The sequence below is a fragment of the Mixta tenebrionis genome, assembly GCF_006517625.1.
GTDB lineage: Bacteria > Pseudomonadota > Gammaproteobacteria > Enterobacterales > Enterobacteriaceae > Mixta > Mixta tenebrionis.
Genome location: NZ_VHQI01000002.1, coordinates 144,523 through 171,217 on the forward strand (window position 1 = coordinate 144,523; position 26,695 = coordinate 171,217).

Consider the following 26,695-nt stretch of genomic DNA (forward strand, 5'->3'; position numbering starts at 1 on the left):
AAAGTTTCCCGCCAAATAAAAAGTAATAAAAACAGGGCCGCTTTAGTCATTACTGTCAGCAGGATTTATATTTCTTAACAATTTGCCACGGCTGATTATTACTTAAGTCGCCGTTTGGTCTATGCTTTATAACTATTACGGTAAGTTATCGGTCACCGACATGATAATGAACGCATATTCTGACACGGCGCTATTTGCAGAGGTAATCAATGGATAAAAAAATCGCGCCGCAGCAGCAAAAGGCGGAACGGCAGGAAAGCATTCCGTTGGCAGAAGAGCAGGCAGAGGTCAGCACTACCCACGTGGTAGACCGCCGCATCCGTATTCAGCGTTCCACCACCAGCGCCGAGCAGCTGCTGGAAGCGGAGCTGTGGCGCGAAGAGGTGGAGATAACGCGCGTTGAAAAAAATGAGCCTGTTGAAGAGGGTTATTTTCCCCAGGTTCGTCAGGAAGGCGAGGTATTAATTGTGCCGGTGATTGAAGAACAGGTGGAAATAATTCGGCGCCATATCCTGAAGGAAGAAGTTCATATTCATAAACTGAAAAAGCGCGAGCATTTTCAACAGCAGGTCACATTACGTAGCCAGGAGATAGAGATCAACAAGGAAGATAATTAACCGTAAACCTAAGCACGAGGAGACTATAATGGCACATGAAAAAATCGTTACTGCTTTTAATCAGCTACAGCAGGCGGAAGTCGCTAAAGAGAAACTGATTGCCGAAGGTATCGCGGAAAGCCATATTGATATTATTTCCGGTGAAAGATTGCGCGTGGAAGGTAAAGAGATCCGTCATCCCAGCTTCTGGCAGCGCCTGTTTGGCGATGACGTCGATGACGACTACGCCACTGAATATAACAAAGCGATTCAGGGCGGCGGCGTGCTGCTGACGGTGCGCGCGCGCAAAGAAGATGCCGATCGTATCGAAACCCTGCTGGATCAATATGCTAATGACTATTCCGCCTCCTGGCGGCGTGCCGATACCACCGGCCATCAGCGCGAACATCTGGGCGAAACCAACGATCTTTCCGGGCGCACGACTTCGGCAGGTTTTAACGCCGGCGCCGCTGGGGTAACCGGCAAAACCGATCCCACTGCTGGCGTGCCCGGCACTCTGGATCATGACAGCGATAAATCTATCGCCGGCAAAACCGGTGCGACCGATCTGCTGAGCGGTAAGAACAATAGCGGCGTTACCGGCACCTCCACGAGCGGCGTAACCGCGACTTCCGCTACCGGCGCCACCGGTACGGCGGCAACAGGCGTGGCTGGCGCTGGCGTCACCGGCACTTCCCTTAGCGGTAAAGAGCAACATGAAGCGTTGAAGCTGGCGGAAGAGCAGGTAGATATCGGCAAACGTCAGGTCAGCGACGGCACCGTACGTCTGCGCCGTTATACCGTGGAAGATGAGGTGGCGGAAGATGTATCGCTGTTTGAACAGCATGCCGATGTATTCCGTAACTCCGTGAACGAGCCAGCCTATCTGCACGACGTCGACTGGTCGGATAAGACCATTGAGGTAGAGGAATCCCACGAAGTGCCGACGGTAAGCAAAACCGCACGTATTAAAGAAGAGGTAGGCGTGCGTAATGAAACCACCGAACGGGTAGAGACAGTGAAAGATACCGTACGCCGGCAGGAGGTTGAGGTTGAGCAGACCGGCGCCAAAGGTCTTGATAAAGATCGCGCTGGCGTTACCGGCGGCCTGAATAACGATCCGGTTACTGGCGCCAGCGGCAACGATCGCCCGGTTGGCACCACCACTTCCGGTTTTGAAAAAGACAGCCTCACCGGCTCCAGCGATAAAGATCGCCTGGGCGGCCTGAAGAAGTAATTCGTTGTTCTCCTCGCCCGCGCTGAGCTATTGCCACAGCGCGGGCAGCTGCGTTATCAGCCACAGCAGCAGCCCGATGCACCCGCCCACCAGCGTTCCGTTGATCCGAATAAACTGTAAATCCTTGCCGATATTCAGCTCTATCTGCTGCGACATCTCGCGGGCATCCCAGCTTTTTACCGTATCGCTGATATGACGCGTCAAAAATGCCGCAAACTCCGGGGCGATAGTTTGCGCCGCCTGTTCCAGATGCTGATTCAACGAGGCGCGCAGCGCCCGATCGTTAACCAGCGTTTCGCCCAGCCACAGTCCTGCCTCGGTTATTCGCTGGCCGACGCGCGAATCATCAGCCGAGAGATCGGTTTTCAGCCAGCCGCGCAGATCGTGCCACAGTTCGCCGATATAGCGATTTAGCGCCTCGTCCTCTTTAAGGTAGCCTTTAATAGTTTCTGCCCGCGCCGCCATATCGGGATCGGCCTTCAGACGCGTGAGCAGTTTTTCTACCGCGCGGTTAAATCCCAGACGCAGCTCGTGGCCCTGATCCTGGCTTACCTCATCCAGCAGCGAGTTAACCGCACTGGCAACCAGCTCCGCGCTGTGTTCGCCCAGCCATTCCGTCGGCAAAACTTTTGCCTTGATCGGATGCTCGCGCTTCAGCCAGCGCACAATCTGCAGCGCAATAAACTCACGCGTGCTATCGCGGTTCAGCAGGCGTAGCAGCTGCCCGATAGCCGCATCCAGCAGCGCCTGATGACGATTATTTTTCGTCAGGCTTTCCAGCAACAGCGCGCTTGAGCGGGTCAGATCGACTTTATCCAGCGCTTTATGCACCGCCCGTCGGATAAAATTTTGAATACGGGCGTCATCGGTAAAATCAAGGAAGCCGCGCATCAGCTGCAACAGATGCAGGCCCACGCGCCGGGCGTTATCCGGCGCGCTCAGCCAGCTGCCGGCCAGCTGTGCCGGATCGTAACGGCGGATTAACGCCAGCAGCGTATCGGTGCCGAGGAATTTTTCCTGGACAAAACGCCCAAGATTTTCACCGATGCGATCTTTATTACGGGGGATGATGGCGGTATGACGTGAAATGAAAGGCACCGGAACGCGCCGGAAAAGGGCGACGACGGCAAACCAGTCAGCTAAAGCCCCAACCATTGCCGCTTCCGCTATCGCTTTCAGCGCGCTAACCCATAGCCAGGGCGGCATAAACAGGGTGGATATAAAGGTGGCTGCCGCAATCAGCAGCAGGGAAAGCGCCAGGCGCTTAGCTCGTTTCAGTTCGTTTATTTTCTCCATGCTACCAGCATAGCGTAGCGCGTTAAGAAAATCGTGCTTCCCTTGACGATGGCGTTTCAGGAAGGCCCCTCATCGGCATGAAGAGATGGCGCCGCTTCAGGTAAAAACGAACCACAGCGCCAGCAGGGCGGCGAGCAATATGATCCACAACGCTACCAGCAAACGGACGCTGCCTCTTTTATTAAATAGTGAGAAAGATGTTTTCTCTGAAGAAAAGTCTGATGAGGAAATATTTACCGGCTTTCCATCGCATTCTTCTACCGTTGCTGAAAGGGTAATACCTTTTTTAGGTACGGTAATAATGATATTGTCATCAATACCTACGCGTTTCAGATTCTTCCGTAAAATAGAGATGTTCTGGTAAAGCGTATTAACCGTTACCTCCATCCCGTGCTTGCGCCAGACCTCGTTCATAAATTCTTCCTGGGTAATTATGTCGCCCTTGCGCTCAATCAGTAATGTCAGACAACGGCTGGCAGGCTGATTAATTTTTGTATCGTTTCCCGGATAAAATTTACTTGAAGTTAATGTATGATTTATCGGATCGAAGATAGCGTTGTTATTAATGCAGTAGAACATGGTTAATTCCTCGTCGATAGAGTCCATAAGTAACAACATGTAGCTGGCGGGTAGCGGCTCAAGCTAACATAACAGCATTATCCATTCAAACGCTCTTGGGAAACGGATGAGATCCAGACGATACATAATCTTATTTATTATATTCTTTAAATCTTGTAATTTTTAATTATGTATTCTTTTGCTTTTAATTTATTGATTTCAATCATATTTGCAACGGTTGCTGGCGTGGTTGTTGCCAACAGCGCATTGATAATGTGAAGTTTTATTTACTTTTCCTGAATTGTTGATTCTTCACTTTCTCTCATCTTTTTTTATTGTAATTTTAATGCCGACAAGACGGTGTGAGAGTAAGGCGTTAGTCGCCCTTATAATATGGAGTCAAATAATGCGCTGGCGGGTTAATAACCTTACGGCACTATTTTGATAAGAAGTTGCAAGGGAGACTTTTCGTAACCTAACGCCTGATTTTATCTACTGTTTTGCTCTGAGAACGTTTGTTTATGAAACTCTCTGTAATTCAGAGAATAAAAGGAATCGTGTCCGTTCGTTTTTAAGATACGAGTACTATTTCGCTTACAATAGCTGATAAGGATATATATGAAACGTTTTAACAAAATCTCATTAGGCATGACTTTGTTGTTTGCATCCGCATCCGTGCTTGCTTATGACGGCACCGTCAACTTTAATGGCGAAATTATCGATAATACCTGCCGACTGTCACTGGATGGCGGCCCCAGCCTGGTAGTACCGATGGGATCGGTAAATAAAAGCAGCTTTACCGGCGTAGGCTCTACCGCCTCTACCACAGAGTTTGTTTTAACGCTGAGCGAATGCCCGGCTGGCGTTGCCAGAGTGAAATTTGATGGCGCCGGTTATGAAGGTAATAACGACGTATTAGCGCTGAGTCCAAGCGCGAATGCGGCCACGGGCGTTGCTATTCAGCTCTACGATCAGAATATGGACAGGCTGCCGCTGTTCAGAGCGTCCAGCGCGTATGAAATGCAGGCGGACGTAGATAACCCGCTGAGATTCTATGCCAGCTACATTGCTATGAATCAAAACGTGACTCCAGGTACGGCCAATGCCGTAGCCACCTTTACGATGAACTACAACTAATCGTCTCCGCAATGGGCCGCCGGCGGCCCATTGCTTTTCTCAGGATAGCGGAAATGTATAAATGGATTTTCAGCTTTCTGCTGCTTTTATCGCTGGTCAGCAGCGAAGCATCAGCGGGCGTGGTTATCGGCGGAACGCGTATTATTTTTCACGGCGATCGCAAAGAGGCCACTATCAGCGTCAACAATACCGATGCGACTTCCTGGCTGGTTCAGTCATGGACGGAAAGCCTGGACGGTGGTAAAGCCCCCTTTATTTTCTCGCCGCCGTTATTTCGCCTCGACGGCCAGCAAAAAAACGTTTTGCGCCTTTTATTTACCGGCGGCAACCTGCCGGAAGATCGGGAAAGCCTGTTCTGGGCAAATATTAAATCGATTCCCGGCGCTACCGATGATGAGAACATTTTACAAATAGCGATTAAGAATCAGCTTAAGCTGATCTATCGTCCAACGGCGATCAAAAAAGCCTTAAAACCCGATATTTATGAAAAATTGCAGTGGAGCCAGCAACAGGGCCGGCTGCAGGTTAATAACCCGACGCCTTTTTATATGAATTTTCATTCTGTCGTGGTCAACGGTAAAGCCGTTAATTATCCAGAGTGGGTGGCGCCTTTCGCCAGTAAAACCTACGACATACCCCAGCTGGCGGCGTCGGGCAAAGTGAGCTGGCGGGTGATTAATGATTTTGGCGCTCCGACGGCAACGTTCGAGGCGGCCTACTGAGTTCTGCATAAATACGTTATTGAATAAGGAAATGCCATGACGGGCGCAGGGAAACGCCGCTTACTGCTGCTGTGCCTTATGCCAGCTCTGATTCAGATCAATAACGGTTGCGCTAAGGTGCGCTTTAACCCGGCGATGCTGGAAAAACAAAGCCCTGGAGACAGCAACGTTGATCTTTCGGCTTTTGAGGAGATGCAGCAGCTGCCCGGCACTTACCGGGTCGAGGTCGTGCTGAATAACCGTCGGCAGGAGACGCGCGATGTCACCTTTTTTCAGCAGGATGATGGCGAAGGGAAACAAACGCTGCAGCCCTGCCTGAGCGCTGACCTGTTGGCAAATTATGGGGTTAACGTGGCGCGCTATCCCCTGCTTCAGCAGGAGAACGGCTGCGCCGATCTGTCGCAGATCGCTGACGCCCGCGCCCGGCTGGATGTTAACACGCAGCAGCTGATACTTAGCTTCCCTCAGGCGGAGCTAAATCACAGCGCGCGTGATGCGGTGCCGTCAACGCGCTGGGACGAGGGGATTAGCGCGCTGCTGCTCAACTACCGCTTCAGCGGCGCGCACAGCGAAGCGTTACAGGCGCATCGTCGTAATAACGACAGCCAGTTTCTTAGCCTGCAGCCGGGGGTTAACCTGGGAGCGTGGCGGCTGCGTAACTACAGCACCTGGTCGCGCAACCGGCAGAGCGATGCGAAGTGGGATCGCCTCTACACCCGCGCGCAGCGCGGTATTATTCCGCTGCAGGCGCAGCTTACGTTGGGGGAGAGCACTTCACCGACGGATATTTATGACAGCGTCTCCTTTCGCGGCGTACAGCTCGCTTCGGACGATGATATGTTGCCGGATAGTCTGAGAGGCTATGCGCCGATAGTACGCGGCATCGCGCGCAGCCATGCTCAGGTTAACGTTTATCAGAACGGCAATATTATCTATCAGACCTACGTTGCGCCGGGCGCCTTTGCCATTAGCGATATCTATCCAACCGGCAGCAGCGGCGATCTCTACGTGACTATCCGTGAAACGGACGGTAGCGAACAGCAGCTGGTGGTGCCTTTTGCCTCCGTTCCGGTATTACAGCGTGAAGGCCATATCAAATACAGCCTGACCGGCGGCCAGTACCGTAACAGCAGGAACAACACTACCAACAAGATGTTCATTCAGGGCACCGGGATCGTGGGTCTGCCGCAGGCTTTTACTCTCTATAGCGGCACGCAACAGGCGGAGAACTACCACTCGCTGGTGGCGGGCGTCGGCAGAAACTTTGGTCAGATCGGCGCGCTGTCGCTGGATGCGACCATCGCGCGCAGCAAACTGGCCGATCGGCAAGGCACGCAGCGCGGACACGTCTGGCGGCTGCGCTATGGTAAAAACTTTATCGGCACCGGTACTAACCTGGCGCTGGCGGGGTTCCGCTATGCCACAAAGGACTATTACAGCCTTGATGAAGTGCTGGACAGCTACGAGGACGGCGAAAGCGCCATATGGGAGCGTCGCCGGCAGCGGGCGGAATTGTCGCTTACCCAAAATCTGTGGGCCGGCGCCGGATCGCTGACGGTTAGCGCGGTTAACGAATCATTCTGGGATAACGATCGGCGCGTGCGCTCGATGAATATCGGCTACAACAACAGCTGGCGAGGCATCAGCATTAACCTGAACTACAGCTATAACCGCAATACCCAGCTTGGCTACAGCGGCAAAAAAAGCGGACGCGAGGAGCAGATTATGGCGCTCTCTCTCAATATGCCGCTGAGCGACGAGGGCAATAATACCTGGGCGAACTACCAGCTGAACAGCACGCGTCACGGCAGCAGCAGCCAGTCGGTAGGGCTGAACGGCACCCTGCTGGATGATAAAAATCTCAGCTGGAGCGTGCGTCAGGGCTATACCAATCGTAACGGCGGCAGCCTCGGCAGCGCCGATATCGATTATCGCGGCGGCTACGGCCAGGCGGATGCGGGCTATGCCTGGGATCGCAACAGCCGCCGGTTAAACTACGGCATCAGCGGCGCGCTGGTGGCGCATCATGACGGGATAACGCTCAGCCAGCCGCTTGGCGAGACGGTCGCGCTGGTTAAATCGCCCGGCATAGGCGGCGCATCGGTAGAGAATCAGACCGGCGTCATCACCGATTTTCGCGGCTATACGCTGGTTCCCTATGTCAGGCCCTATCGTATAAGTGAGCTGACGCTCGATCCGTTGACCTTACCGGATACGGTTGAGCTGGCGCAGACTTCCAGCCAGGTGATCCCTACCCGCGGCGCGGTGGTCAGAGCGGATTTCAGCGGCAGGTTAGGGCAGCGCGCCCTGATTACCCTGACGCGCAGCAACGGTCAGCCGGTGCCTTTCGGCGCCACGGTCAGGCCGGAAGACGATAACTCAGACTACAGCAGCATCGTCGGCAGTGATGGCGAAGTGTGGCTGAGCGGCCTGGAGTCGCGAGGCACGCTGCTGGTGAGTTGGGGAAGCGACGCCGACAAGCAGTGCCGCGCCAGCTTCGCGTTGCCTGACAGCGGTGAGGATATGCACCTGCTGAAGGCTATCTGCCGGTAAATCGGCTCGGAAGAAGGGATACTGCAATGAAGAACTTAACGGTTGCTGGTGTAATTATGATGTGTGCCGCGGCGCCCGCCTGCGTACAGGCGGCAGGCTGCGAGCTGGGCACGCCCCGAACGCAGCAGTTCACCCTGCCGGATCTGCTGGTGGACCCCAACCAGCCGCCAGGCAGCGTGATCGGCAGTAAAACCATCGCCATTGCCGGCGATCTGGCGCAAAACTGCACGGGCAGCGTTAACTGGCAGTCGGTGCTGACCGGCAGCTGGGCCAGCCCAAGCGGCGTGCTGCCGGACGTTTATGAAACCGGGATTCCAGGCGTAGGGGTAAAGGTATCTGATGCGCTGCTGCCCGATAGCTTTATGCCGGTGAATACGACGCTGACGCCGGATAGCAGCAGACCTTTGATCGGCTCTGATGTTCAGCTGCTGTTTTACCGCACCGGCGATATTACGCCGGGCAGCTTCCCCGGCGGCGAGGTGGCGCGCTTTATGCTTACCGACAGCTCAGGCAATCTTGCTACCGCCTTAACGCTGCAGGCCGCTTCCGGCAGCGTGCGTATGAAAAGCTGCTACGCCAAATCCAACAACCTGGTCGTACAGTTAGGCAGCGTGAACCGCAGTTCCTTTACCGGCGTAGGCAGCACCGTGGCGCCCACCGCTTTTGCGGTTGAGCTGGTTTGTCAGGGCAATCTGCCGGTGAAAGTAAGCTTCTCATCCGCAGGCGGCGCGCCTTCGCCGGAGCCGGGCATCGTGCCGATACAGGATGGCGCCGGCGCCGCCAGCGGCATAGCGATTAAGGTCATGCATCGCGACGGCAGGCCGCTGCATTTCGATACGCCGGAAGCCTATCATCTGGCGGGCGAGCCGGAGATCTCTATTCCCTTGCTGGCTTCCTATACGCCAACCGGCATCAAGGTTACTCCCGGCACCGCGCGCGGGGCGATGACGTTTACCATTACGCAGGACTAGCGTTATTAAACGATGAATAAAGGAAAGGATCTCTGCGCCGTGGTAAATCGCAGGGCGCAGAGAGAGCTGGCATCAGGAGATAAAGTTTTTACCCTGCTTTAATACGACATCGCAGGCTTTAGTTTTAAGCTTTTCGCCGAGCGGGGTGTTGCTCAGGCTTTTCAGGTTTAGCTGCTGCCCGTTGCCGGTATTCAGCAGGCCCATCAGCCCCTGCTGATAGTCGGTTTGCTGCGCCTGCGTGGTGCTGTCCTGCAGGCCAAGCTTGCTCAGCACCTGATCCTTGATGCTGTTGGCATTATTCTCCACCACGTTATGTTTAACGCAGTATTCCATCACGCCAGCGGCGTTGGTCATGCTGCTGCTGCTTACCGCCTTATCGCCGCCGTTCAGCAGTGCGGTAAGGGAAGAGAGCGACAAACCGCCCTGAGCGTTAGCGTCGTTCTGGGCCGTGCCGTTGTTGCTGTTTTGCTGGCTTAGCTGCGATGCCGCGCTGCTCAGCTGATCCTGCCAGCTGGCCGCCAGCGCGGTTCCAGCCACCATAAAAGAGAGCACGCCCGTTGTCAGGGTCAGACGCTGTAAAATTTTCTTCATTTTAACCTCGATGTGTATCCGGCCCGCCATCCACGGCGCGCCTGCTATCCGCCAGTAGGACTTCCCGCAACGGTCAGAGTTCCGCCCGCCGCGCCGCCGCGCGCCGCAAAAGGCCGCGTTTGGGATTAGTCCGTATAATCAGGCGAATTTTTCGTCATCTGGCGCCGGTTAGCGACGATTGAGGTTGCACAGGTGACAGGTAAGGGTATAATCCTCAACGTTTTCCGCATACCCTTCAGTGCCGAAGTGGCGAAATCGGTAGACGCAGTTGATTCAAAATCAACCGTAGAAATACGTGCCGGTTCGAGTCCGGCCTTCGGCACCACAAGTATGTAAATGGACCTCAACTGAGGTCTTTTTTTATGCCTGAAACCCGCGCTATACAAGGTTTTTCCAGCTTTTCTCCTCAACTGAAGTCAATCTGAGTCAACCCACATCAACAAGCTTGTGAGTATACTAATGAGTATATTTGCCGATTCGATATTGCTTGTATACTCACGGGATACAATGGAAGGAGAACCATTATGGCCCTAACGGATACTAAAGTTCGTTCTGCAAAACCTGAGGAGAAAGAGTATTCACTTGTTGACGGCGACGGCATGCTCTTACTTGTAAAGCCTAACGGCTCCAAGTATTGGCGATTTCGTTTCCGTTTTGGCGGTAAACAACATTTGATGGCGTTCGGTGTTTATCCCGAAGTTTCACTAGCAGATGCCAGGAAGAAAAGGGAAGAGGCTAGAAAGCTGGTCGCTGCTGGTATCGATCCTCGTGAGCATAAACGAGCTGTGAAAGAAGAGCAGGCGAAAGAGATCATTACTTTCGAGAAGGTTGCCAGAGAGTGGCTTGCAACTAACCAAAAATGGTCAGAAGATCATGCTAATCGCGTAAAAAAGAGCCTGGAGGACAATATCTTCCCGGCAATTGGTACTCGCAACATTGCTGAATTGGGTACTCGCGATCTGTTAATTCCCATCAAAGCCGTAGAGACATCTGGACGTCTTGAGGTGGCTTCCCGTCTTCAACAGCGCACCACGGCTATCATGCGCTATGCAGTGCAAAGCGGGTTAATAGATTACAACCCGGCGCAAGAGATGGCGGGGGCGGTAGCTTCCAGTAATCGGCAGCATCGTCCGGCGCTGGAGTTAAAGCGCATCCCTGAATTACTCCAGAAAATAGATGACTATACCGGCAGGCCACTAACCCGTTGGGCAACCGAACTCACTCTACTTATCTTTATTCGGTCCAGTGAGTTGCGTTTTGCTCGCTGGTCAGAGATCGATTTTGAAACGTCAATGTGGACGATCCCGCCTGAGCGAGAGCCTATTCCCGGCGTGAAACATTCTCAGCGAGGTTCAAAGATGCGTACACCTCATCTGGTGCCGCTTTCTAAGCAGGCGCTGGCGATCCTGAAGCAGATAAAACAGTTCTGCGGGGAACATGAACTGATTTTTATCGGCGATCACGATCCGCGTAAGCCCATGAGCGAGAACACGGTAAACAGTGCATTACGGGTGATGGGCTATGACACTAAAGTTGAGGTTTGTGGTCACGGCTTTCGCACAATGGCCTGTAGTTCGTTGATTGAGTCAGGGCTATGGTCGAAGGATGCGGTGGAGCGCCAGATGAGCCATATGGAACGTAACTCGGTACGCGCAGCATATATCCATAAAGCGGAACATCTGGATGAACGCAAGTTGATGCTGCAATGGTGGGCTGATTTTTTGGATGCGAATCGGGAGAGGGGGATTACGCCGTTTGATTATGCGAAGGTAAATCGGGGTAATATTTAATGCATATGGTTAATTAGTTATAAAACTAATTAACCAGCCACCTTTGAATGTGTCAAAGAGCCTATAGAGATCAAGGAGAAGCTTGTATAAAATAGGTGAATTCTTACTTTAGAGAACATGAAGTTATGAGCGCAATCACATTACGTAAAGCGTTGGGTGTACTTGCGAAGTCATCTTCGTTTTCCGTCACCACCGTGACACACCGCCAGAAGGATGAGTTCGACCAGTTGAAGGAACAACTCTTTGTTAAACAAGAGATTGAAACTGAATTGCAACGTTATTTAGATGTTGCCAAACCTGGGGAAATCATTTTTTTGTGCGGTAGTAGCGGGGATGGGAAGTCTGAAATTTTAACCCGTTGCCAGTCAGATCCGCGTTATCAACGGCGATTTAATTTTCATCTGGATGCCACACATAGCTTTGCCCCTCGGCAATCAGCCATTGATGCTTTGAATGATTTATTTGCTAAACATCATCAGCAATCATCTCCATTGCTTATTGGTATCAATACCGGAATGCTCGCCAATTTTGCCAGAGAAGGTGCTAAATGCCATCAGGTGATCCGATCGGCGATAGACTCATTTTTATCGGTGCAGCATGACGCAAGCCGTCCTTACCGTAATGAAAATTGTTCCTTTTTTGATTTTGAACACTACCCTAAATTCCAGTTTAACGAAAATAAAAACTATTCACCATTTATTAAAACCTTATTAGATAACTTAACTCGCGATGATGATAATAACTTATTTCAGTTTATCTTTCGGCGCGATGAGTCAGTTAATCCAGATCTAAAAGAGGTCGCAAATTTTAAATTGCTTTGCACACCTGGTGTGCAGAATGTGTTAATTACGCAGCTCTTTAAAGCGCGATTAATTAAAGACCAGTTTGTAACGACCCGAACGCTGCTGGATTTTTTGCATCACCTGCTGATGGGGCCTGGCTACTTATTTGATAATCTCTTCACCGGTGCAGAAAATGATCTGATTAAAAAAGTTTCCGATTTTGATCCCGCCAGATTGCACACCTATGAACTTGATCAATTTGTTTTGCGCTATGAACTGGGGCTGGTTGACGCTGATCTCGATGATTTTTTAGCCGCACTTGAGCCGTTGCACATTAAGTTTGATCGCCAGAACGTTAAGTCTGGTGACGCAACCTCCTTGATCCGGCTTTTCTGGCTGTTACAGTACGAGTCATTAGGTAATGATTATCATCGGAAATTTTCCGCGTTCTTTAACGAATCGCTGTTTGAACGTTACTCAGAAATCTGGCACTTGCATAGTAATTACACAGCAGATCCGGAGCAAAAAAGGTCACTGAATCGCTTTTATGCTTTTGAGCTTATTGCTGGTATCCAGCGCTATGCTAACCGCAAAGCGCCTGAATTAAGTATGCAAAAAGAAGAGTTCTTTTTGGGTGAGTTCGGTGGTGTTAAAATAACCGCACCGGTAGAGATAAAGCCTGACTGGGACTCTATTCGTAATAAACACACGGCTCATCCAACAGGCTTTGATGTCTATTTAAAGGTGGGGCAAAATCCACTACCGTGTATTCATATCGGACTTAATTTGTTTGAATTATTGGACAAATTGAATAATGGCTATCGTCCGAATAAATACGATAAAAATGCCATCGTGTTACTGGATGAAATTGTTGAGTTGATTGCAGAGCAGGCTAAATCAAGTAGCGAAATCAAATTTTATGATGGCAGACAACGGGTTTATCGTGCAAAGGCGGATGACGATATGATCACTATTAGCGGTATGGAGGGTTAGCAGAATGTACCCTATCGCAACCGAGTTAAAAGTGGGTAACAATCAACTGGATAGTTACCTGCCTGTGCGCAATAAAAACAACGATATTAGCTGGCAATTCGTCACCGGTCTGGTCCTTAGCTACGCCCTGAAACGCAAAATCGAAGCTTACGATCCCGAACAATTCCGTGAAGATTGTAAAACACATCTGCAGGAACTACTTGATGAGCCTGCATTCTGGTCCGTGCTGGAACGGATGTATTTTTCCAGTCAGGATATTTTCCGTGTATCCCCTCTTTTTTTACTATTTCATGCTCAGTTTGTGGGCGAAAAAATAAGCGCGGGATCTACGGCAGATAAACGTCTTGGTACGCTGTTTGCCAATTTGATGGGCGATTTCAGCCTTCGCTACCCCATACAGGACAGACTGAACTTCATTGAGCAGCAAATGCTGAATAAGCTCAATGAAAAAATAAAATTGCTGGGGAAAGGACCTTTTGCCGAAGAGCAACCCTACCTTCCGTATATGGTCACGTGTTTTCAGGCCGATCTTGCGTTTTTGGCGGAGCACCCACAATACCTTTTACAAGAATTGACCAACACCCTACGTTTGTACGCCTTTAGCTGGTGCGCTCAACTGGCGCTCAATCTTGACAACTGGCAGGACGGCGAGCCACAAAGCAAATCACTATTTTTTATTCTTGATAGCGAAAGAGCCAGCTCTGAACGGGAAAAGGTGAAACGTTATGGCTATAAGCTGTTCGCCAGCCAGAGCGAAAAACTGTTCCCGGTGCTCTCTGCTCTAGAGGTTTTGCAGTGGGAAAAAGGACAGAAAAAGCGTCCGTTATGGCAGATTTATCAAGACACTCTGAATGATTCAGACTCATCTGCCCAAGTACTAAATGACCTTAATGTTTATTTGCAGGATTTTATTGTGGATCGAGGCCTCCCGCTTCGTGAACGCGCAACAAACCTGGAAAATGCCTTCAAACAGCTCTTATCCGTTGCCGTAGAGCAGTTCCAGGGTAAACAGACTGACCGCGCGACGGTAAATCGTAAATACGTTAATGAACTGGAAAACCAGATTTGCACTGACTTTATTCAGGTGCGTGGTCGGGCGGGGAAAGTGTTGGTGCTTAATCAGGATCGTCTGCTGTTACTGACCAATCTCACCGTAGGCAAAAATGATAAACTCCGCCTGCACGAATTGCTTCGCGGTTTTGAACAGCGCGGTTTTTATTTAGATAGCCAGTCGGCGCAAACGCTGGTGGCGTTTTATGAACGCATGGGAAATGTAGAGCGAATGAGTGACAGTGGAGACGCCGTGTATGTCCGTAAAACAGTATGAAACCTATCTGGCGGAAACTTTTATTGAATGGGTAGGCGGCATCATACAGCCGGGTGAGCGCTACCAGTTCAAATCTCCCGATCCCGATAATGCCTTAAAACTCTGGGAAGCATTCGTCTCTCTGGCAGACGGCAACCAGCTGGAAATTGCGGCAGGGCAATATATTGATTGCCTCCCCTGCAATGGCGTTCAGCTTATTCCGGTACTGCATGGCACTGCGGCTCCAGCATTCACGGAAAACTATATTTCCCATCTGCGCGATGAAGTTGCAGGGCGCAGCGGCGTTTTTGCCAAAACAGCGCTGTTGATTATTCACAACAGTATGCTTGATACCCTGATTAACAGCACGAAAGACGTGTCGGCACCGGATGCTATCTGGTATCCACAAACCTTCAGTCATCAACTAGAAAAGCTCATTACCACCGACAGTAACCGTTCGGAATTGTCCCGTTGTTTGCTAGAGGATCAACTGGCAACGGTACTGGATGAAGGTGCGACCGTATTTGGTTTCTCATCGCTGTATCGCCTGCTGGATGATGGCAATCTGGATTTCTCCGAACTTCATCTGTTTAAAGATGATGAACTACTGAACTATAGCCAGAAACAGCTACGCACCCGACTGAATGAAAACCGGAAATTATATCGCCAGATAGAAGACAGCGTTGAACGCTACAGTGGACAGCTGGAAAATGTGCTACCTGAGTTTAGTACCAAGTTCATCCAGGAGCATTTTTACGATAAAGATGACTGGCGTGAGCTTGATTTTTCCGACTACAGGAAAGAGAAAGAACAGAATAGTGAACAAAAACTGGTGCTGGAGAACGTCTCCGTCGAAAACGGCGAGGTTTGGCAAAGGGCGAAAAGCGCCAGTAAGGCAGGCAAACGTGACATCAGCCTGCTGGTGCATGTGCAGTCAGGGCAATCAAAGGCGGAGCTGGAGTTCAGCTTTCAGGGCAACGATCTTCAGGATAACCAGATAAAGATTGCCCATCATCGCCAGTTAAAGAACATGCCTTTCTGGCGCACCAGCCGGGCGGGAGGCAAGACTTCCCGCATTATGGCATCAGTGCCTTTTGACGGGCATCCATGCTTCTTTAGTCTCGAACTAACCAACCGCAATAATTCAGCCGAAGAGTATAAATTTCGCCTGTTGTTGGTCGAGCAAGGGCAATTTTGGCTAAACGATATTCAGCACTGTTACCGCATTGAGCCAGGTAAAGATCAAATAACCCTGCAACTGGAAGATAACACACTGCGTATTGCCGAGTCTGGGAACCTGACCTGTTCGTTGGATGACGAAAGCGAAGACATCGACTGCCAGCATTATGCTCAGGTGAATTTTGAGACGCTGGCGAATCAAAGTGATCTGGTGCAGTTTGCGCTCGTTTCCGGCGATTCCCGACTGTCGTTTAACATCGAGGGGCCGGGAGCAGAAGAAGGGCTAACGCTGCCGCTGCTTTTTGACCAAAGTCGTTTCAATAAGTTGTTCAAAGAAGAGGGCAATGCAACCTGGAACCGACTAAAAGGGCGCATCATACTCGATAATACTGAACACAAGGTTGTCGGTGTTCGTCAGCAGTTGTTGATACTAGAAGCCTCATTAATTGAGCGACGTCTGCTGGGTACGGGAAGTGACGATCGCGAGTTTGTGCTAGATGAACTTCTTGCCAGCTACCCCGAACTCCATAACGCCTATGAGCAGTTATTTGCCTACTATCATCGGCGTAATACCCTGCCGAGTTTGGTGTCGTGGTCATCAGAATATCGCACGCTGGTCAACTACATTGTCACCACGTTTGAGCAGTCACTCCAGCAAATCGGCCAGAGCAGAGCGCTGACAGCGCACGAGAAACGTCTTCTGCATCTGGGGATCTGCCGCAATGATAGCCATGAGCGTCTTTCACCACTGCACCCATTAGTGCTGGCCTACCATCTACAACTGGCAGAAACTATCGTTGCAGAGTCGGAACAGCACGATTCGGCTTCATTTGCCACACTACCACCGATTACTCTCAATCGCCTGATGGTTTCTGGGTTAATGCCGTTTGTTTATCACAGTGAGCATGAATACGCGCAGCTACAGCCAGTGGAGGAGAACCGCTTCTGGATTGATGTGGTTCCCCAGTGCCAGGTCAGCCATGAATACGTTAAGCGTCTGGTAAAAGACAAACTCAATGAGTTCACGGATGCCTACGCCCGATTGTTCCAGAGTGCCGGAAACAATGCGTTGATTATCAATGCCATCAATCAGGGGAATGCCAAAGAGCTGTTTCTGGGATTAGTGGAATATTTTAAGCAGGAAAAAGAGCACTCTATTTCGGTGCATGTGAATTGCTACGATGAACGTCTGCTGCCCAATATGTTCGATCACTTTGCCGAAAGTGGCAGCTATGAGCAGCTTAAAAACGATCTCGATCTGAACAGCGGTGTATGGCGGGCGGAAGCCGATATGCTGATTGACCTGCTGCGCAGCCGGTTAACGTTCAGCAAGTTTGTCCTGCCGTCAGAAAGCGACAAGCTGGCCTATGCACACTTGGCATTTTTCACTAATACGGCACCGGTAGATTGCCGTCAGATCCGCATTGAAGATGCTTCCAGTGGGGTACTTTGTCATGGGTTGATCGCTGGGGAAGGTGCTGAAACACAGGGGGATGCCTACTTTACCGCGTTTGGCCTGCGTGATGTGGATGTCGGACCCTACTGCGCACTGCGTCTTGCCCGATTAGTTGGCAGCCTGTGGCAACCCGCGCGTCAAAGCAACAGCCAGTATCATGGACAAGGGATCGGCCTGGCCGTGAGCGGCAATTTTAAACAGCTACTCAATTACTCCTACAATAGTGCGCTCTGGACCACCATCATTGATCCTAAGGTCACCCTCGACTTTTTCACCAGCCAGAAAGATGTGGTTCTTATCCACTATTCTGACCAGTACACCAGTTGCGCAGGCTACGATGCCGTCACCGTCACGAAGCAGGTTGATTTGTTCCTGCGGCTGCTCCAGATCGGAAGCCAGCCCGGGCAACCCGCCGTTGACAGTCAGCATTTGCTGGCTGAATTTAACGCCTTTAACGGCGAATGGCTGCTGAAAATGCTGCGTTCCAGTGAAAGGGAGCGTAAAGAGAAGCACGGTATTATTGGGGCGTACAAATTTGTGCAATCCATGTTGCACCAGTCCGATATTTGCTGGATTCCGCTATCGGTAGCCGAAATGATCCGCGTGTCCGGCAATGTCGGGCTGAAAATGAAAGAGAGCGATTTATCGAGAAATTTACAGGGTTATCGTAAAGGTGCGATCTCTGATGATGTGCTCTTTGTTGGTTTCAAAGAAAACCGCCTCTATCTGTTGCCGCTGGAAGTTAAAACCGGGGCGCGGCCTGACTACAGCTATGCGGGCCAACAGGCTCGTGAGCTGAAACGTTATTTACAGCAGGACATTCTGGAACCGCAAACGCTGGCATCACAATTGTACCGGGCGCTCTTTATTCGTCAGGTGCTGATGCAGGTGGAGAAACTGCATCTGTACGGTGTGCTGGATAGCAACAAACTGGCTCCCTTGCTGGATCGACGCGAATGGTGGTTAACGGGTGACTATCAGTTAGGAGAATTGACCGACTATGCGCACGGCTTCGTCGTGGCGCATGTGGACAGCGCAACCTGCTTCGATCTCTCTTATAAAGAGACTGCGGAGAATATCTTACAGATCGAAATCCCTTATTCACTGCTGTCTTCGCTAATTGCTGCGCAGGGGAATGAACCACCGCTGGCGGAACGTTACCGAGTGCCGGAAAAATACCGGCTTAAGCCAGAAAGTGATGCCACTCCGTCACAACCTGAAGTCGTGGTAGAAGTCACGATGCTGGCTACTGCACGGTCCATTTCGGAACCGGAGTCGTTACAGTCAGCTGTACCGGTGGCGACTTCTGATATTAGCGACACTCCATTACAGATCCTGTTTGGTCATGATGCTGCGCGTCAGAGCCCATTATATTGGGAGCCAACCAACACCGCGAAGTTCATGAATACCAATACCGGCATTATTGGAACGATGGGCACCGGTAAAACCCAGTTTACAAAATCGCTGGTCACACAGTTGATGCGTAATCAGTCCTGTAACGTTGATGGCAAACCTATTGGTTTGATGATCTTCGACTACAAATCAGACTATGTGGACGAGGCTTTTATTGATGCTACGGGGGCCAAAAAGTACAAGTTATTCAAGCTGCCTTACAACCCCCTATCTCTGTTTGGCGACACGCCAATGTTACCAATCCACACCGCTGGTGGACTCTCGGAAACGATGGCGAAAGCCTATGGGCTAGGCCATAAACAGCAGCTCAAATTAGAAAATCTGATTTTAGAATGCTACGAAGCAGCAGGTATTTCGGCGGAAGATTCGACAACATGGTCAAGGACTGCGCCGACAATTGAAGATGTATGGCAGCGCTTCCTCGCTCAGGATAAGGTTGAAGAAGATTCGCTTTACGCAGCTCTTTCAAAACTGGCGCGTTACAAGATATTCGAGACTATCCCGGAGAAGATGACCAGTTTGTACGAATTGATTGACGGCGTCACCGTGATCGAACTGGCTGGATACCCGCCAGAAGTGCAAAACCTGGTAGTCGCGCTCACGCTGGATCTGTTTTACGCGCAGATGCAAAAGCGCGGTAAACCAGTCGTGAGGGGGGATTATCGTCAGCTCACCAAAATGATTCTGGTGGACGAAGCCGATAACTTTATGCGTCAGGATTTTTCCAGTCTGCGTAAGATCCTTAAAGAGGGCCGTGAGTATGGCGTTGGTGCGATCCTGTCAACTCAGGAGATAACCCACTTTAAGACCGGTGAACATAACTATGCCTCATATATCTTAACTTGGGTGATCCATCGTGTTTCCGAGATTAGGAATGCGGATATTAAGGCGGTATTTAACGTCGATGATAAGGGTGAGCAGGAGTCTTTGATGGGAGAGATTCGGCAGCTTGAGAAGCATTTTAGCCTGTATGTTGATGGGGAAAAAAAGGTGAGAAAAATGCGCGATAAAGCATTTTGGGAGTTGAGTGGAAATGAATGATTCAACACCTCAAAATATCTGCACGCTTTTTAGCGAGCTTTGGCGTAGACTGAAATTGGTATTCAGTAATCATTACTTTTTGGTTTTTTTTATTTTAATTGTGGTAGTTCTAGGTAGTATAAGTATTTGGTTTACTGCTGTTTTTAACAATTCACCGGGAAGGCTTGACCGATTGATAGTAAATATGAATACGCTTAATTTTCTCGCGTTTTCTGCTCCGCTATTAGCTACTACTATTTTTGAGAAAACAGTTAATATTATTATAAATCGCAATGAAGTCGATGGTAATAATATTGCAGTGCTTCTTTGGTTACTATTAGGTACAGTGGTTACAATTTCAGCTATTATCGTACTGTATAGTGTTGGCTCCGGTAACGGAAGTTATTTTTCATGGTGTTCATTATTCGCATGGATTATATCTTTAATATATTGGGCTGTTGCTAACATCGAGAACCCTAGTTACTCAATGAATGCTGATTCAAAGTCTGCATCTGGTGGTGCTAAAGTCGGTTCAGCTAGTTCTTTGAATAGGTGATGAAAATGCCATTTTATGAAGGTCAAACAATAAAAGTCAAACAGCCTTTTGGCGACTTTTATATAATTTCGATTCCGGCTAAATTATTAGTTCAAGTTTGTTATTCTTTTGCAGCAAGATATGGTAACGATGTCTTGTCGGGAGTGCAACGCGGAATTAATGAAAATAGAGTTAAAGCGATAGCGCAATTCTGTGCGACTAGTGATGCTATGTTTCCAACGTCAGTAATTTTATCGGTCAACCTTGATGAGAATGGAGAATCACCATTACATCCTTGGTATATTAATGATGATTCTAAATTAGTTATCCCAACTTCAGATGAGATTGCATCTATTGTAGATGGTCAGCATAGAGTTGAAGGACTTAAAAAAGCATTAGAGAAAAATGAATTATCAGCTGACTTTGATATTGTTTGTGCCATTTACTTCGAATTACCAGCACCAAAACAAGCTGAAGTTTTTGCAACAATTAATTTTAATCAACAGAAAGTTGATAAAAGTTTAGCTTATCAGCTGTTTGGTTACGATTTGGATTCTGTTGAAAGCAAATATTGGTCCCCTGATACACTCGCTATTTATTTAACCAGGTTGCTAGACAAAGAAGATGATTCCCCATTTAAAGGGCATGTCGATTTTGGAATGAAAAAAATGGACCTGGCTATTCAAGATGAAGGGGGGGAAGATTCTTTTGATAAATGGTATGTATCCACATCAACTATGGTGCAGGGTATTTCATCGTTGATAACTACTAATCCGTCTAAGGATAGATATTATTTGCATAAAAAGAGAATAATAAGAAGAAGTCGTGAAATTCTGAGTGATATAGAAATGAAAACAACCCCACCATTACGGAGTTATTATATTGAAAATAAAGATGGTCAGGTTTATGATTTAGTGAGGGATTATTTCACTTGCTGTGATGAAATGTTTTGGAGACGAAGCGATATTTCGTTTATGAGAAAAACAATAGGCATTCAAGCATTGTTTGATTTTTTGAAATATATTCTTAATTATATAAATAAACATGACCAAAAAATTTCATCTGAACAGGTTGAATTATATTTGAAAAGAATTGAACCTGATAAGCTAATTGGTTTTAATATTAACTACTCAGGAGTGGGTCGTACACAGATTAGAGATTTTTTAAAATCTGAGTGCGGAATTAATTAAGTTTGTCAAGAGTGAAATGTAATAAGCGCCACTTTTTTAATTAAAGTAGAAGAGTGGCGCTTTGCCTTAACTAAATGCCATTAGAGAAATCTTTTAAATTGCGATAATTCCTTAGCGCTGCGATTCCATCCTCAACATGTGCAGCCCATGCTTTAATCAATGCTTTCTGCTCTAGTTTTGGATATAACATCTTTAGTACCAACTCTGTAGCTTGGAGTGTATCACCCAACCACGTAATTTTATCCAGCGTCATCGCACCATCCAATCTCCTATTATCATTCTCTGGTGAATAACGAAACTCACTCTCCACCGAGCGGAAAAATGCCAGTCGAGCCGCGATATTGGGCGTAATCCCCGTATATCCTTTTAGCTTTTTAAGCTGGTCTTCAGTCTGACGACTAAGTACCATTCGATTCGGGAGCATCAGACAGCCTCCTTGGTTAGTTCCCAGAAATAACCGGGTTTCAGCGCAGATGATTTGGTATGCGCATTAAACACAATCTCATAAGCATGAGAAATATCATCACGCAGCCGATCGACGAAATAACGCTCGTCCACTTCAGTATCGGTGGATAGCAACACAACCTGATGACTGGCCTCCGGGAAATAATGATTAATCAACTTATCCCGGTGCTGAGAATCCAGACGGCCTAACGGTGTATCAATAATCACCGGGAAATCACGCCCAGAGGTTTTTGCCAGCGCCTCAAGAATAGCGATTGCATAAATCTGCTTTTCACCCGCAGAAAGCAGCTTACGATTAATCACCGAACCCTTTTCATCCACCAGTTCAACATCAAATGTTTGTGGATTTATGTGCGCATTAAGCTGTAAATCCTCTTTACGAGCCAGCTTATGGTAGGCAATTTCAAAGTTAGCGGATAACTTTTTCACTCGCGCCTGCGTTAACACATCGCTGTAGTAATCGAGCAGGTTAATGGTCTCCTGCGCATTTTTAAACGCACTGCTAAGACCATGTTGGCTACGGGTGATGTCATGTGCTTTCTGTACCTGGCGAACACAGTCCAGTTGCTGCTGTTTCGTCCGTTTAGCCTCTTCCAGCAGCGAGCGATATTTTTGCCGTTGTTTTTCACGTTTATGATCGAGATCGCGTAATGCTGCAAAAAGATCCATTAATTGCTCGTCTTCCGGGGCGCGAGCAATATTAGCAGCGGCCTGCTCCAGTTGTTGTTCAATATCCGCTAATTGATGGCGGTACATATCAAAACGCTGCCATGCTTTTTTGCTGTCCTGCTCAATGGACTGCTGGAGCATACCGGCTTCACGTTCAGAAATATCAAACAGCAAATCACCTTTTGGTTTGGCTGCCATATATGCGTCCAAATTATTGGTAATCGCTTCGGTAGCAATGGCTCTGGTATTGCTCTCACTGCTGGAACGGAACGCGATATCATTTTTGAGTTGAGTTAAAAATTGATTTAACTCCGCCTCAAAAATTTTCGCTTGCTTGATCTGTGCTTCATTGGCAATTTTTTCCAGCAACCGCGACAACGTATTAGGCGCTAGCGCATAGGGCAGCGATCCATCACATTCTTGCCGTAACGCTTTTTCCAGACGCTCTTTTTCTTTTAACAGCGTTTCAACTTTCTGTTTTTCCTGTGCTTTGGTCTGGGCAAATGCACCGCCTTGCGCATTTAACAATCCCTCATGGCGAATAATGTCTTGGGATAAAAATTCAATCCGCGAGTTGACGAAATCGGCCTCTTCCAGCAATTTCTCCGCCTGACCGGCAAGCGTTTTAATCTTTGCCTCAAGTGCTTCAACCTGCTGTTGCTGGGAGCCAGCCAACTGGGCGGTTTGCTGGCGTTTGACAAAAATCATCAGGTCATTTTGCAGTCTGGCGATCAGATCCAGTCCCAACAAACGACGCACCGCTGTACGCAGAATATTGCCGGATTCATCTTCCGCCAGCTCTGCAATTTTCTCTCCATCAAAAAAGAAAAGATCGGCAACACCGTGAGGAATTAATTCATTCAAAAACCCCTGACATTGGTCATAACTGAGTTCACTACGCAGTTGTCCGTCCTGCTGCAAAGAGATACGATCTTTCTTTCCTTTCTTCCAGCTACGCGTGACGGTGAATTCAGTCTCATGGCCGTTTTGGTTGTAGGTAAAGGTCAGTTCTACTGCGGCCTCATCCGGACGCTCTGCTGTATATGTCCCGTTGTGCACCATTGCACCGAGTTGTTCAACATACTCCTGCTGCTGCATTGCCGAGCCAAACGCTAAACGCCCATATAGTGCCAGCCGAATTGCCGACAAAATAGATGTTTTCCCTGCACCATTTAAACCACCAAATAGAACAATCGGGCGAGGGTTTACTTCATGCGGACGCTTTCTGGGAGCCAGATCGATGGTGTGTGTGCCGCAAAATACGCGAAAATTATGTAATACTAATTGCTTAATGAGCACGTTCATTTTCCTCATCGATAAGCACAGACGATTCGCCCGCATCGATAATTCTGCGCTGTAACGTCTGGAGTTCAGCTTCTAGCTTATCCACCTCGTCCTGATGAATATCCCGATCGTTGCGTTTTTGCAGCGTTGCCTGTTGCTGCTGAATCTCTTCCAGGCTGCCCCAGTCCTGCTTCAAAATTGTGCCGAGCTTGTCAAAAATCCCCTGACGACGACTTAACCCTTCCATCGAGGTTTCCAGCTCGATTAGTTTCATTACCATTTCAGGTACTACATCAAACCTTTGCGTTATTTGTACCAGCAAATCAGCATCGCTGGCATCAAAGCGAGACTGATCGTCAACTACCCAATTCAGATCCTGCTGATATACCTCGCGGTAAATCCCCGGCAATGTATCGTACCAGTCTGGCTCGTTAGGATCTTTCAACCACTCCTGACGGATAGCGTGCAGCTCCGGCTGGGTAATTAACGTAATCGTGTGGCCTTGAGCGTTTAAATCACGCTCAATTTCCAGTAAGTCTTTTAACCACTGCTGGCGGTATTTGAGCCAGTAAGGGCCAGGAACATGCTTACGCTCTGCATTGCGATCTTCGCCGTCTTTAGCGTACTGATAGCTCACCTTACCGGTGCGGCGTTTATAGTTGCGATAGGTGTCTTTATTCACCGGATCGGTGGTAAAAGCCAGTAGATCACGATATTTCAGCAATGGCGACATCCACTCTTCGCCATTTTTGATCAGACTTTCCATCGCTTTATCTTTGGTGACTACGGTACAGGTCCAGCAGCCAAAGCGAGAGTTCCCGCAAGAGGGGGTACTTTCGTCGATCACCAAGGGACACTCACCCTGCGCGGAAGAGTCCATATACAGCGTCCACAGAGGACGGTTGTTTCCACCCCACGGGCTTTCCCATTCGTCGATATCTTCAGGAGCATAGCGGAACGCGCCGCGCAGAAGTTTCCAGACGTCTTCTACATCCCAAGTATCAATAGGGGTATAGATAAACGCATTTGCCAGTGTGGTATGCCGGGCCAGGCGTGAGCCATCAATTTTGTGCTTTGCGATGACCTGCGCACGGGAGGCACTTTCGCTACTACGTGAGCCGAGGACAACAATCACTTCATCAAACTGGCTGACCTTATCTTTAATAAAGTCGCTCACCGGATTGATTTTCATACGCTCGGTACACCAGCGAAAACTACGGGTTGGGGCCGGATAACCTTTCCCCAATAAATTGACCCAGAAGGTTTCATTAGTTTTAGGCGTTACCGCATGTTGAGTGATCGGCAGGCCATTACGCTTTGCGCCTGCTTCAATCTGCAACATTGTTTTTTTAATTAAATCTACTACCACTGGCGTTTCGACCAGCGTATCGGATGACACCACAAATACATCTTTGCTGCGCATTTCCGGGGGCAGGCCGAGCAGGGCCAGATACACCAGCGTGATCACGGCGGAAGAATCTTTCCCACCGCTATAGCCAATTACCCACGGACGCTTATCCGCACAATAAATTCTTTGAACTTCAGCAACATATTCGGCCAGAGGGCGTCCAGCGAACTGCTCCTGATTAATAAAATCTTCGTATTCGGCCAAATCGTAGGCCTGAACTAATTTACTCATGAGACAACCATTTGAGCTTCAAGCTCCTGTTCTTCAGGAGTGAGGGGGATTGAGAGCGCGGTTTTTAGCGCATTACAGGTGAGCTGGATCGCCGTACTGGTTTTACTCAGTTTGCCGTGTTGCATCGCACGTTTGACGAGATCCGGGTTGTTTCTGCGCCAGTTAAAAGTTTTAAGTGCAGCTATTTTCTCAGGCCATTGCTCAGGATAACCCGTTAACAGGGTATATCCCAGTTGCCCAAGTGCCTGCAATCCAATGCCATGAGCGTGAATATAATCTTGTCGTAACTGAACCGGTGAAACCTCTTTTTTAGCCGCTAACTGCCAATCCGGCATCACGCTAAAAATAGCTTGCCAATATTGGGTAGCAATTTGGGTGCATTCCTCAAAGTTGTTCTCTTTGGGATCTTTACCCAACAATGCGCGGGTAGCCTGCTTGATGCTGCTCAACGTAAATAACTTATTCGACCGCTGACTGATGCCAGATTTTTCCAGTTCTGTCATCCCAACAAACGGCTCTATGGACATCGCCAGGTAACGTGCCAGATTTGAACTGGCATCGCGATGATCGTATAGAGACGCCAGCGACGGGCTGGGGCGAATGGCGTATTTATTCAGATCGGCGAACATCTGCTGGCTACGCTTTAAGCCTTCATCAACAAAGAACAACACCGGAATATTATCCTGGCCCAGCTCCGGGCGAGCATCCAGAGCGTCTTCAATCGCTTTACGGCGATGCTGACCGTCGTTGATCAGAATTTGTGCATCCATTGGCACGCGTAACGTCCCCAGGTTGTTGGAGTTGGGAAACTCATCAAACTGAACGTCAACCGCAATGGACGCTGTCAGAGCTGAAAACACATAATCTTTTGGATTCTCCAGCAGATAACGCACCATTTCGGGGATGCGTGATTTATTCAGCGTGCGTTGTGCGCGTAGCTCAGGAGGGACGTCATTTTCATCAAAGCTGAATATTTTGGGTATGATGCGCATCGGGCATGTGGCGATGTAGAAAGGACGACCAGCCTGGATACCACGTATAGCTGGAAACGAATAGCAGTAATCTGCATCAATACTAGCCATGCTATAATCCGTAAAAATTTCATGAATTCGATACGCAATATTTTACGTAATGTGCGATAAAAATTATAGTGGTACGTGAAAATTTGCGTACAATTTTTGATTTTGTCAAAAATATTGCGATAAAACAAAGCAATAGGTTATATCTGTCTTTTCCATACTGTAATTAATGGCTTTTGGGACTGACGCTCTATTGATAATGAACACGTTATGCGTGCTGGGGACTGATCTTAA

Annotated in this window: 19 protein-coding genes and 1 tRNA gene; 13 read left to right on the forward strand and 7 right to left on the reverse strand. The window is 48.9% G+C overall.

Annotated features, from left to right (window positions below; all coding sequences use genetic code 11):
- Nucleotides 1–209: 209 nt before the first annotated feature.
- A complete protein-coding gene (locus tag FKM52_RS03610) occupies nt 210–617 on the forward strand; it encodes a DUF2382 domain-containing protein (protein ID WP_141174836.1) in 408 nt (135 codons plus the stop codon).
- Nucleotides 618–645: 28 nt separating this feature from the next.
- Nucleotides 646–1,833 (forward strand): YsnF/AvaK domain-containing protein, encoded by a 1,188-nt coding sequence (locus FKM52_RS03615; protein WP_141174837.1) that lies wholly within the window; start codon nt 646–648, stop codon nt 1,831–1,833.
- 27 nt (nt 1,834–1,860) lie between these two features.
- Here the strand turns inward: FKM52_RS03615 and FKM52_RS03620 are convergent, their stop codons facing one another.
- Both FKM52_RS03620 and FKM52_RS03625 read right to left on the reverse strand, forming a co-directional pair.
- Nucleotides 1,861–3,129 (reverse strand): DUF445 domain-containing protein, encoded by a 1,269-nt coding sequence (locus tag FKM52_RS03620; RefSeq protein WP_141174838.1) that lies wholly within the window; start codon nt 3,127–3,129, stop codon nt 1,861–1,863.
- A 96-nt stretch (nt 3,130–3,225) separates the two neighbouring features.
- Nucleotides 3,226–3,708, reverse strand: a complete 483-nt coding sequence (locus tag FKM52_RS03625; RefSeq protein ID WP_160250855.1) for a winged helix-turn-helix domain-containing protein — start codon at nt 3,706–3,708, stop codon at nt 3,226–3,228.
- Between the two features lie 597 nt (nt 3,709–4,305).
- Here FKM52_RS03625 and FKM52_RS03630 point away from each other — a divergent pair.
- The 4 genes from FKM52_RS03630 (at nt 4,306) to FKM52_RS03645 (ending at nt 9,070) form a co-directional block, all read left to right on the forward strand.
- On the forward strand, nt 4,306–4,824 hold the full coding sequence (locus FKM52_RS03630; protein ID WP_141174840.1) for a fimbrial protein: 519 nt from the start codon (nt 4,306–4,308) through the stop codon (nt 4,822–4,824).
- Nucleotides 4,825–4,877: 53 nt separating this feature from the next.
- Entirely contained in the window at nt 4,878–5,546 is a 669-nt protein-coding gene (locus FKM52_RS03635) for a fimbrial biogenesis chaperone (protein ID WP_141174841.1), read from the forward strand.
- 78 nt (nt 5,547–5,624) lie between these two features.
- Nucleotides 5,625–8,099 carry a fimbria/pilus outer membrane usher protein gene (locus FKM52_RS03640; protein ID WP_246085490.1) on the forward strand — a complete coding sequence of 825 codons (2,475 nt, stop codon included), beginning with the start codon at nt 5,625–5,627 and terminating at the stop codon, nt 8,097–8,099.
- 26 nt (nt 8,100–8,125) lie between these two features.
- On the forward strand, nt 8,126–9,070 hold the full coding sequence (locus FKM52_RS03645; protein WP_141174843.1) for a fimbrial protein: 945 nt from the start codon (nt 8,126–8,128) through the stop codon (nt 9,068–9,070).
- 72 nt (nt 9,071–9,142) lie between these two features.
- Here FKM52_RS03645 and FKM52_RS03650 read toward each other — a convergent pair whose 3' ends face one another.
- Complete coding sequence (locus FKM52_RS03650; RefSeq protein ID WP_141174844.1) at nt 9,143–9,661, reverse strand: YjjA family protein; 519 nt, start codon at nt 9,659–9,661, stop codon at nt 9,143–9,145.
- A 240-nt stretch (nt 9,662–9,901) separates the two neighbouring features.
- Between FKM52_RS03650 and FKM52_RS03655 the strand changes: the two genes are divergently transcribed.
- The 7 genes from FKM52_RS03655 (at nt 9,902) to FKM52_RS03685 (ending at nt 21,325) form a co-directional block, all read left to right on the forward strand.
- Nucleotides 9,902–9,986 (forward strand) — tRNA-Leu (locus FKM52_RS03655).
- Between the two features lie 199 nt (nt 9,987–10,185).
- Nucleotides 10,186–11,451 carry a tyrosine-type recombinase/integrase gene (locus FKM52_RS03660; RefSeq protein WP_141174845.1) on the forward strand — a complete coding sequence of 422 codons (1,266 nt, stop codon included), beginning with the start codon at nt 10,186–10,188 and terminating at the stop codon, nt 11,449–11,451.
- A gap of 125 nt (nt 11,452–11,576) precedes the next feature.
- Nucleotides 11,577–13,226, forward strand: coding sequence for a DNA phosphorothioation-dependent restriction protein DptF (dptF, locus tag FKM52_RS03665; protein WP_141174846.1), 1,650 nt, complete (start codon nt 11,577–11,579; stop codon nt 13,224–13,226).
- A 4-nt stretch (nt 13,227–13,230) separates the two neighbouring features.
- The gene (dptG, locus tag FKM52_RS03670; RefSeq protein WP_141174847.1) at nt 13,231–14,553 is read left to right on the forward strand and encodes a DNA phosphorothioation-dependent restriction protein DptG; all 1,323 of its coding nucleotides are present in this window, start codon (nt 13,231–13,233) and stop codon (nt 14,551–14,553) included.
- The gene (gene dptH, locus FKM52_RS03675; RefSeq protein ID WP_141174848.1) at nt 14,534–19,621 is read left to right on the forward strand and encodes a DNA phosphorothioation-dependent restriction protein DptH; all 5,088 of its coding nucleotides are present in this window, start codon (nt 14,534–14,536) and stop codon (nt 19,619–19,621) included. Before dptG ends, dptH begins: the two co-directional genes overlap by 20 nt.
- Nucleotides 19,614–20,156, forward strand: a complete 543-nt coding sequence (locus FKM52_RS03680) for a hypothetical protein (RefSeq protein ID WP_141174849.1) — start codon at nt 19,614–19,616, stop codon at nt 20,154–20,156. Before dptH ends, FKM52_RS03680 begins: the two co-directional genes overlap by 8 nt.
- Nucleotides 20,157–20,161: 5 nt before the next feature.
- Nucleotides 20,162–21,325 carry a DGQHR domain-containing protein gene (locus tag FKM52_RS03685; protein ID WP_141174850.1) on the forward strand — a complete coding sequence of 388 codons (1,164 nt, stop codon included), beginning with the start codon at nt 20,162–20,164 and terminating at the stop codon, nt 21,323–21,325.
- A 70-nt stretch (nt 21,326–21,395) separates the two neighbouring features.
- Here FKM52_RS03685 and dndE read toward each other — a convergent pair whose 3' ends face one another.
- From dndE to dndB, 4 genes are read right to left on the reverse strand one after another with little or no spacing between them, the layout of a single operon-like run.
- Nucleotides 21,396–21,749 carry a DNA sulfur modification protein DndE gene (dndE, locus tag FKM52_RS03690; RefSeq protein ID WP_141174851.1) on the reverse strand — a complete coding sequence of 118 codons (354 nt, stop codon included), beginning with the start codon at nt 21,747–21,749 and terminating at the stop codon, nt 21,396–21,398.
- A complete protein-coding gene (gene dndD, locus FKM52_RS03695; RefSeq protein WP_141175199.1) occupies nt 21,749–23,758 on the reverse strand; it encodes a DNA sulfur modification protein DndD in 2,010 nt (669 codons plus the stop codon). The genes dndE and dndD overlap by 1 nt, the downstream gene beginning before the upstream one ends.
- Nucleotides 23,748–25,382, reverse strand: a complete 1,635-nt coding sequence (dndC, locus tag FKM52_RS03700) for a DNA phosphorothioation system sulfurtransferase DndC (protein ID WP_141174852.1) — start codon at nt 25,380–25,382, stop codon at nt 23,748–23,750. The genes dndD and dndC overlap by 11 nt, the downstream gene beginning before the upstream one ends.
- Complete coding sequence (gene dndB, locus FKM52_RS03705) at nt 25,379–26,464, reverse strand: DNA sulfur modification protein DndB (RefSeq protein ID WP_141174853.1); 1,086 nt, start codon at nt 26,462–26,464, stop codon at nt 25,379–25,381. Before dndB ends, dndC begins: the two co-directional genes overlap by 4 nt.
- Nucleotides 26,465–26,695 lie beyond the last annotated feature (231 nt).

What these genes read in the sequence shown, in the direction of transcription:
- FKM52_RS03610 (WP_141174836.1), top strand. Translation starts at nt 210, where the DNA reads ATGGATAAAAAAATCGCGCCGCAGCAGCAAAAGGCGGAACGGCAGGAA.
- FKM52_RS03615 (WP_141174837.1), top strand. Translation starts at nt 646, where the DNA reads ATGGCACATGAAAAAATCGTTACTGCTTTTAATCAGCTACAGCAGGCG.
- FKM52_RS03620 (WP_141174838.1), bottom strand. Translation starts at nt 3,129, where the DNA reads ATGGAGAAAATAAACGAACTGAAACGAGCTAAGCGCCTGGCGCTTTCC.
- FKM52_RS03625 (WP_160250855.1), bottom strand. Translation starts at nt 3,708, where the DNA reads ATGTTCTACTGCATTAATAACAACGCTATCTTCGATCCGATAAATCAT.
- FKM52_RS03630 (WP_141174840.1), top strand. Translation starts at nt 4,306, where the DNA reads ATGAAACGTTTTAACAAAATCTCATTAGGCATGACTTTGTTGTTTGCA.
- FKM52_RS03635 (WP_141174841.1), top strand. Translation starts at nt 4,878, where the DNA reads ATGTATAAATGGATTTTCAGCTTTCTGCTGCTTTTATCGCTGGTCAGC.
- FKM52_RS03640 (WP_246085490.1), top strand. Translation starts at nt 5,625, where the DNA reads ATGCCAGCTCTGATTCAGATCAATAACGGTTGCGCTAAGGTGCGCTTT.
- FKM52_RS03645 (WP_141174843.1), top strand. Translation starts at nt 8,126, where the DNA reads ATGAAGAACTTAACGGTTGCTGGTGTAATTATGATGTGTGCCGCGGCG.
- FKM52_RS03650 (WP_141174844.1), bottom strand. Translation starts at nt 9,661, where the DNA reads ATGAAGAAAATTTTACAGCGTCTGACCCTGACAACGGGCGTGCTCTCT.
- FKM52_RS03660 (WP_141174845.1), top strand. Translation starts at nt 10,186, where the DNA reads ATGGCCCTAACGGATACTAAAGTTCGTTCTGCAAAACCTGAGGAGAAA.
- dptF (WP_141174846.1), top strand. Translation starts at nt 11,577, where the DNA reads ATGAGCGCAATCACATTACGTAAAGCGTTGGGTGTACTTGCGAAGTCA.
- dptG (WP_141174847.1), top strand. Translation starts at nt 13,231, where the DNA reads ATGTACCCTATCGCAACCGAGTTAAAAGTGGGTAACAATCAACTGGAT.
- dptH (WP_141174848.1), top strand. Translation starts at nt 14,534, where the DNA reads ATGTCCGTAAAACAGTATGAAACCTATCTGGCGGAAACTTTTATTGAA.
- FKM52_RS03680 (WP_141174849.1), top strand. Translation starts at nt 19,614, where the DNA reads ATGAATGATTCAACACCTCAAAATATCTGCACGCTTTTTAGCGAGCTT.
- FKM52_RS03685 (WP_141174850.1), top strand. Translation starts at nt 20,162, where the DNA reads ATGCCATTTTATGAAGGTCAAACAATAAAAGTCAAACAGCCTTTTGGC.
- dndE (WP_141174851.1), bottom strand. Translation starts at nt 21,749, where the DNA reads ATGCTCCCGAATCGAATGGTACTTAGTCGTCAGACTGAAGACCAGCTT.
- dndC (WP_141174852.1), bottom strand. Translation starts at nt 25,382, where the DNA reads ATGAGTAAATTAGTTCAGGCCTACGATTTGGCCGAATACGAAGATTTT.
- dndB (WP_141174853.1), bottom strand. Translation starts at nt 26,464, where the DNA reads ATGGCTAGTATTGATGCAGATTACTGCTATTCGTTTCCAGCTATACGT.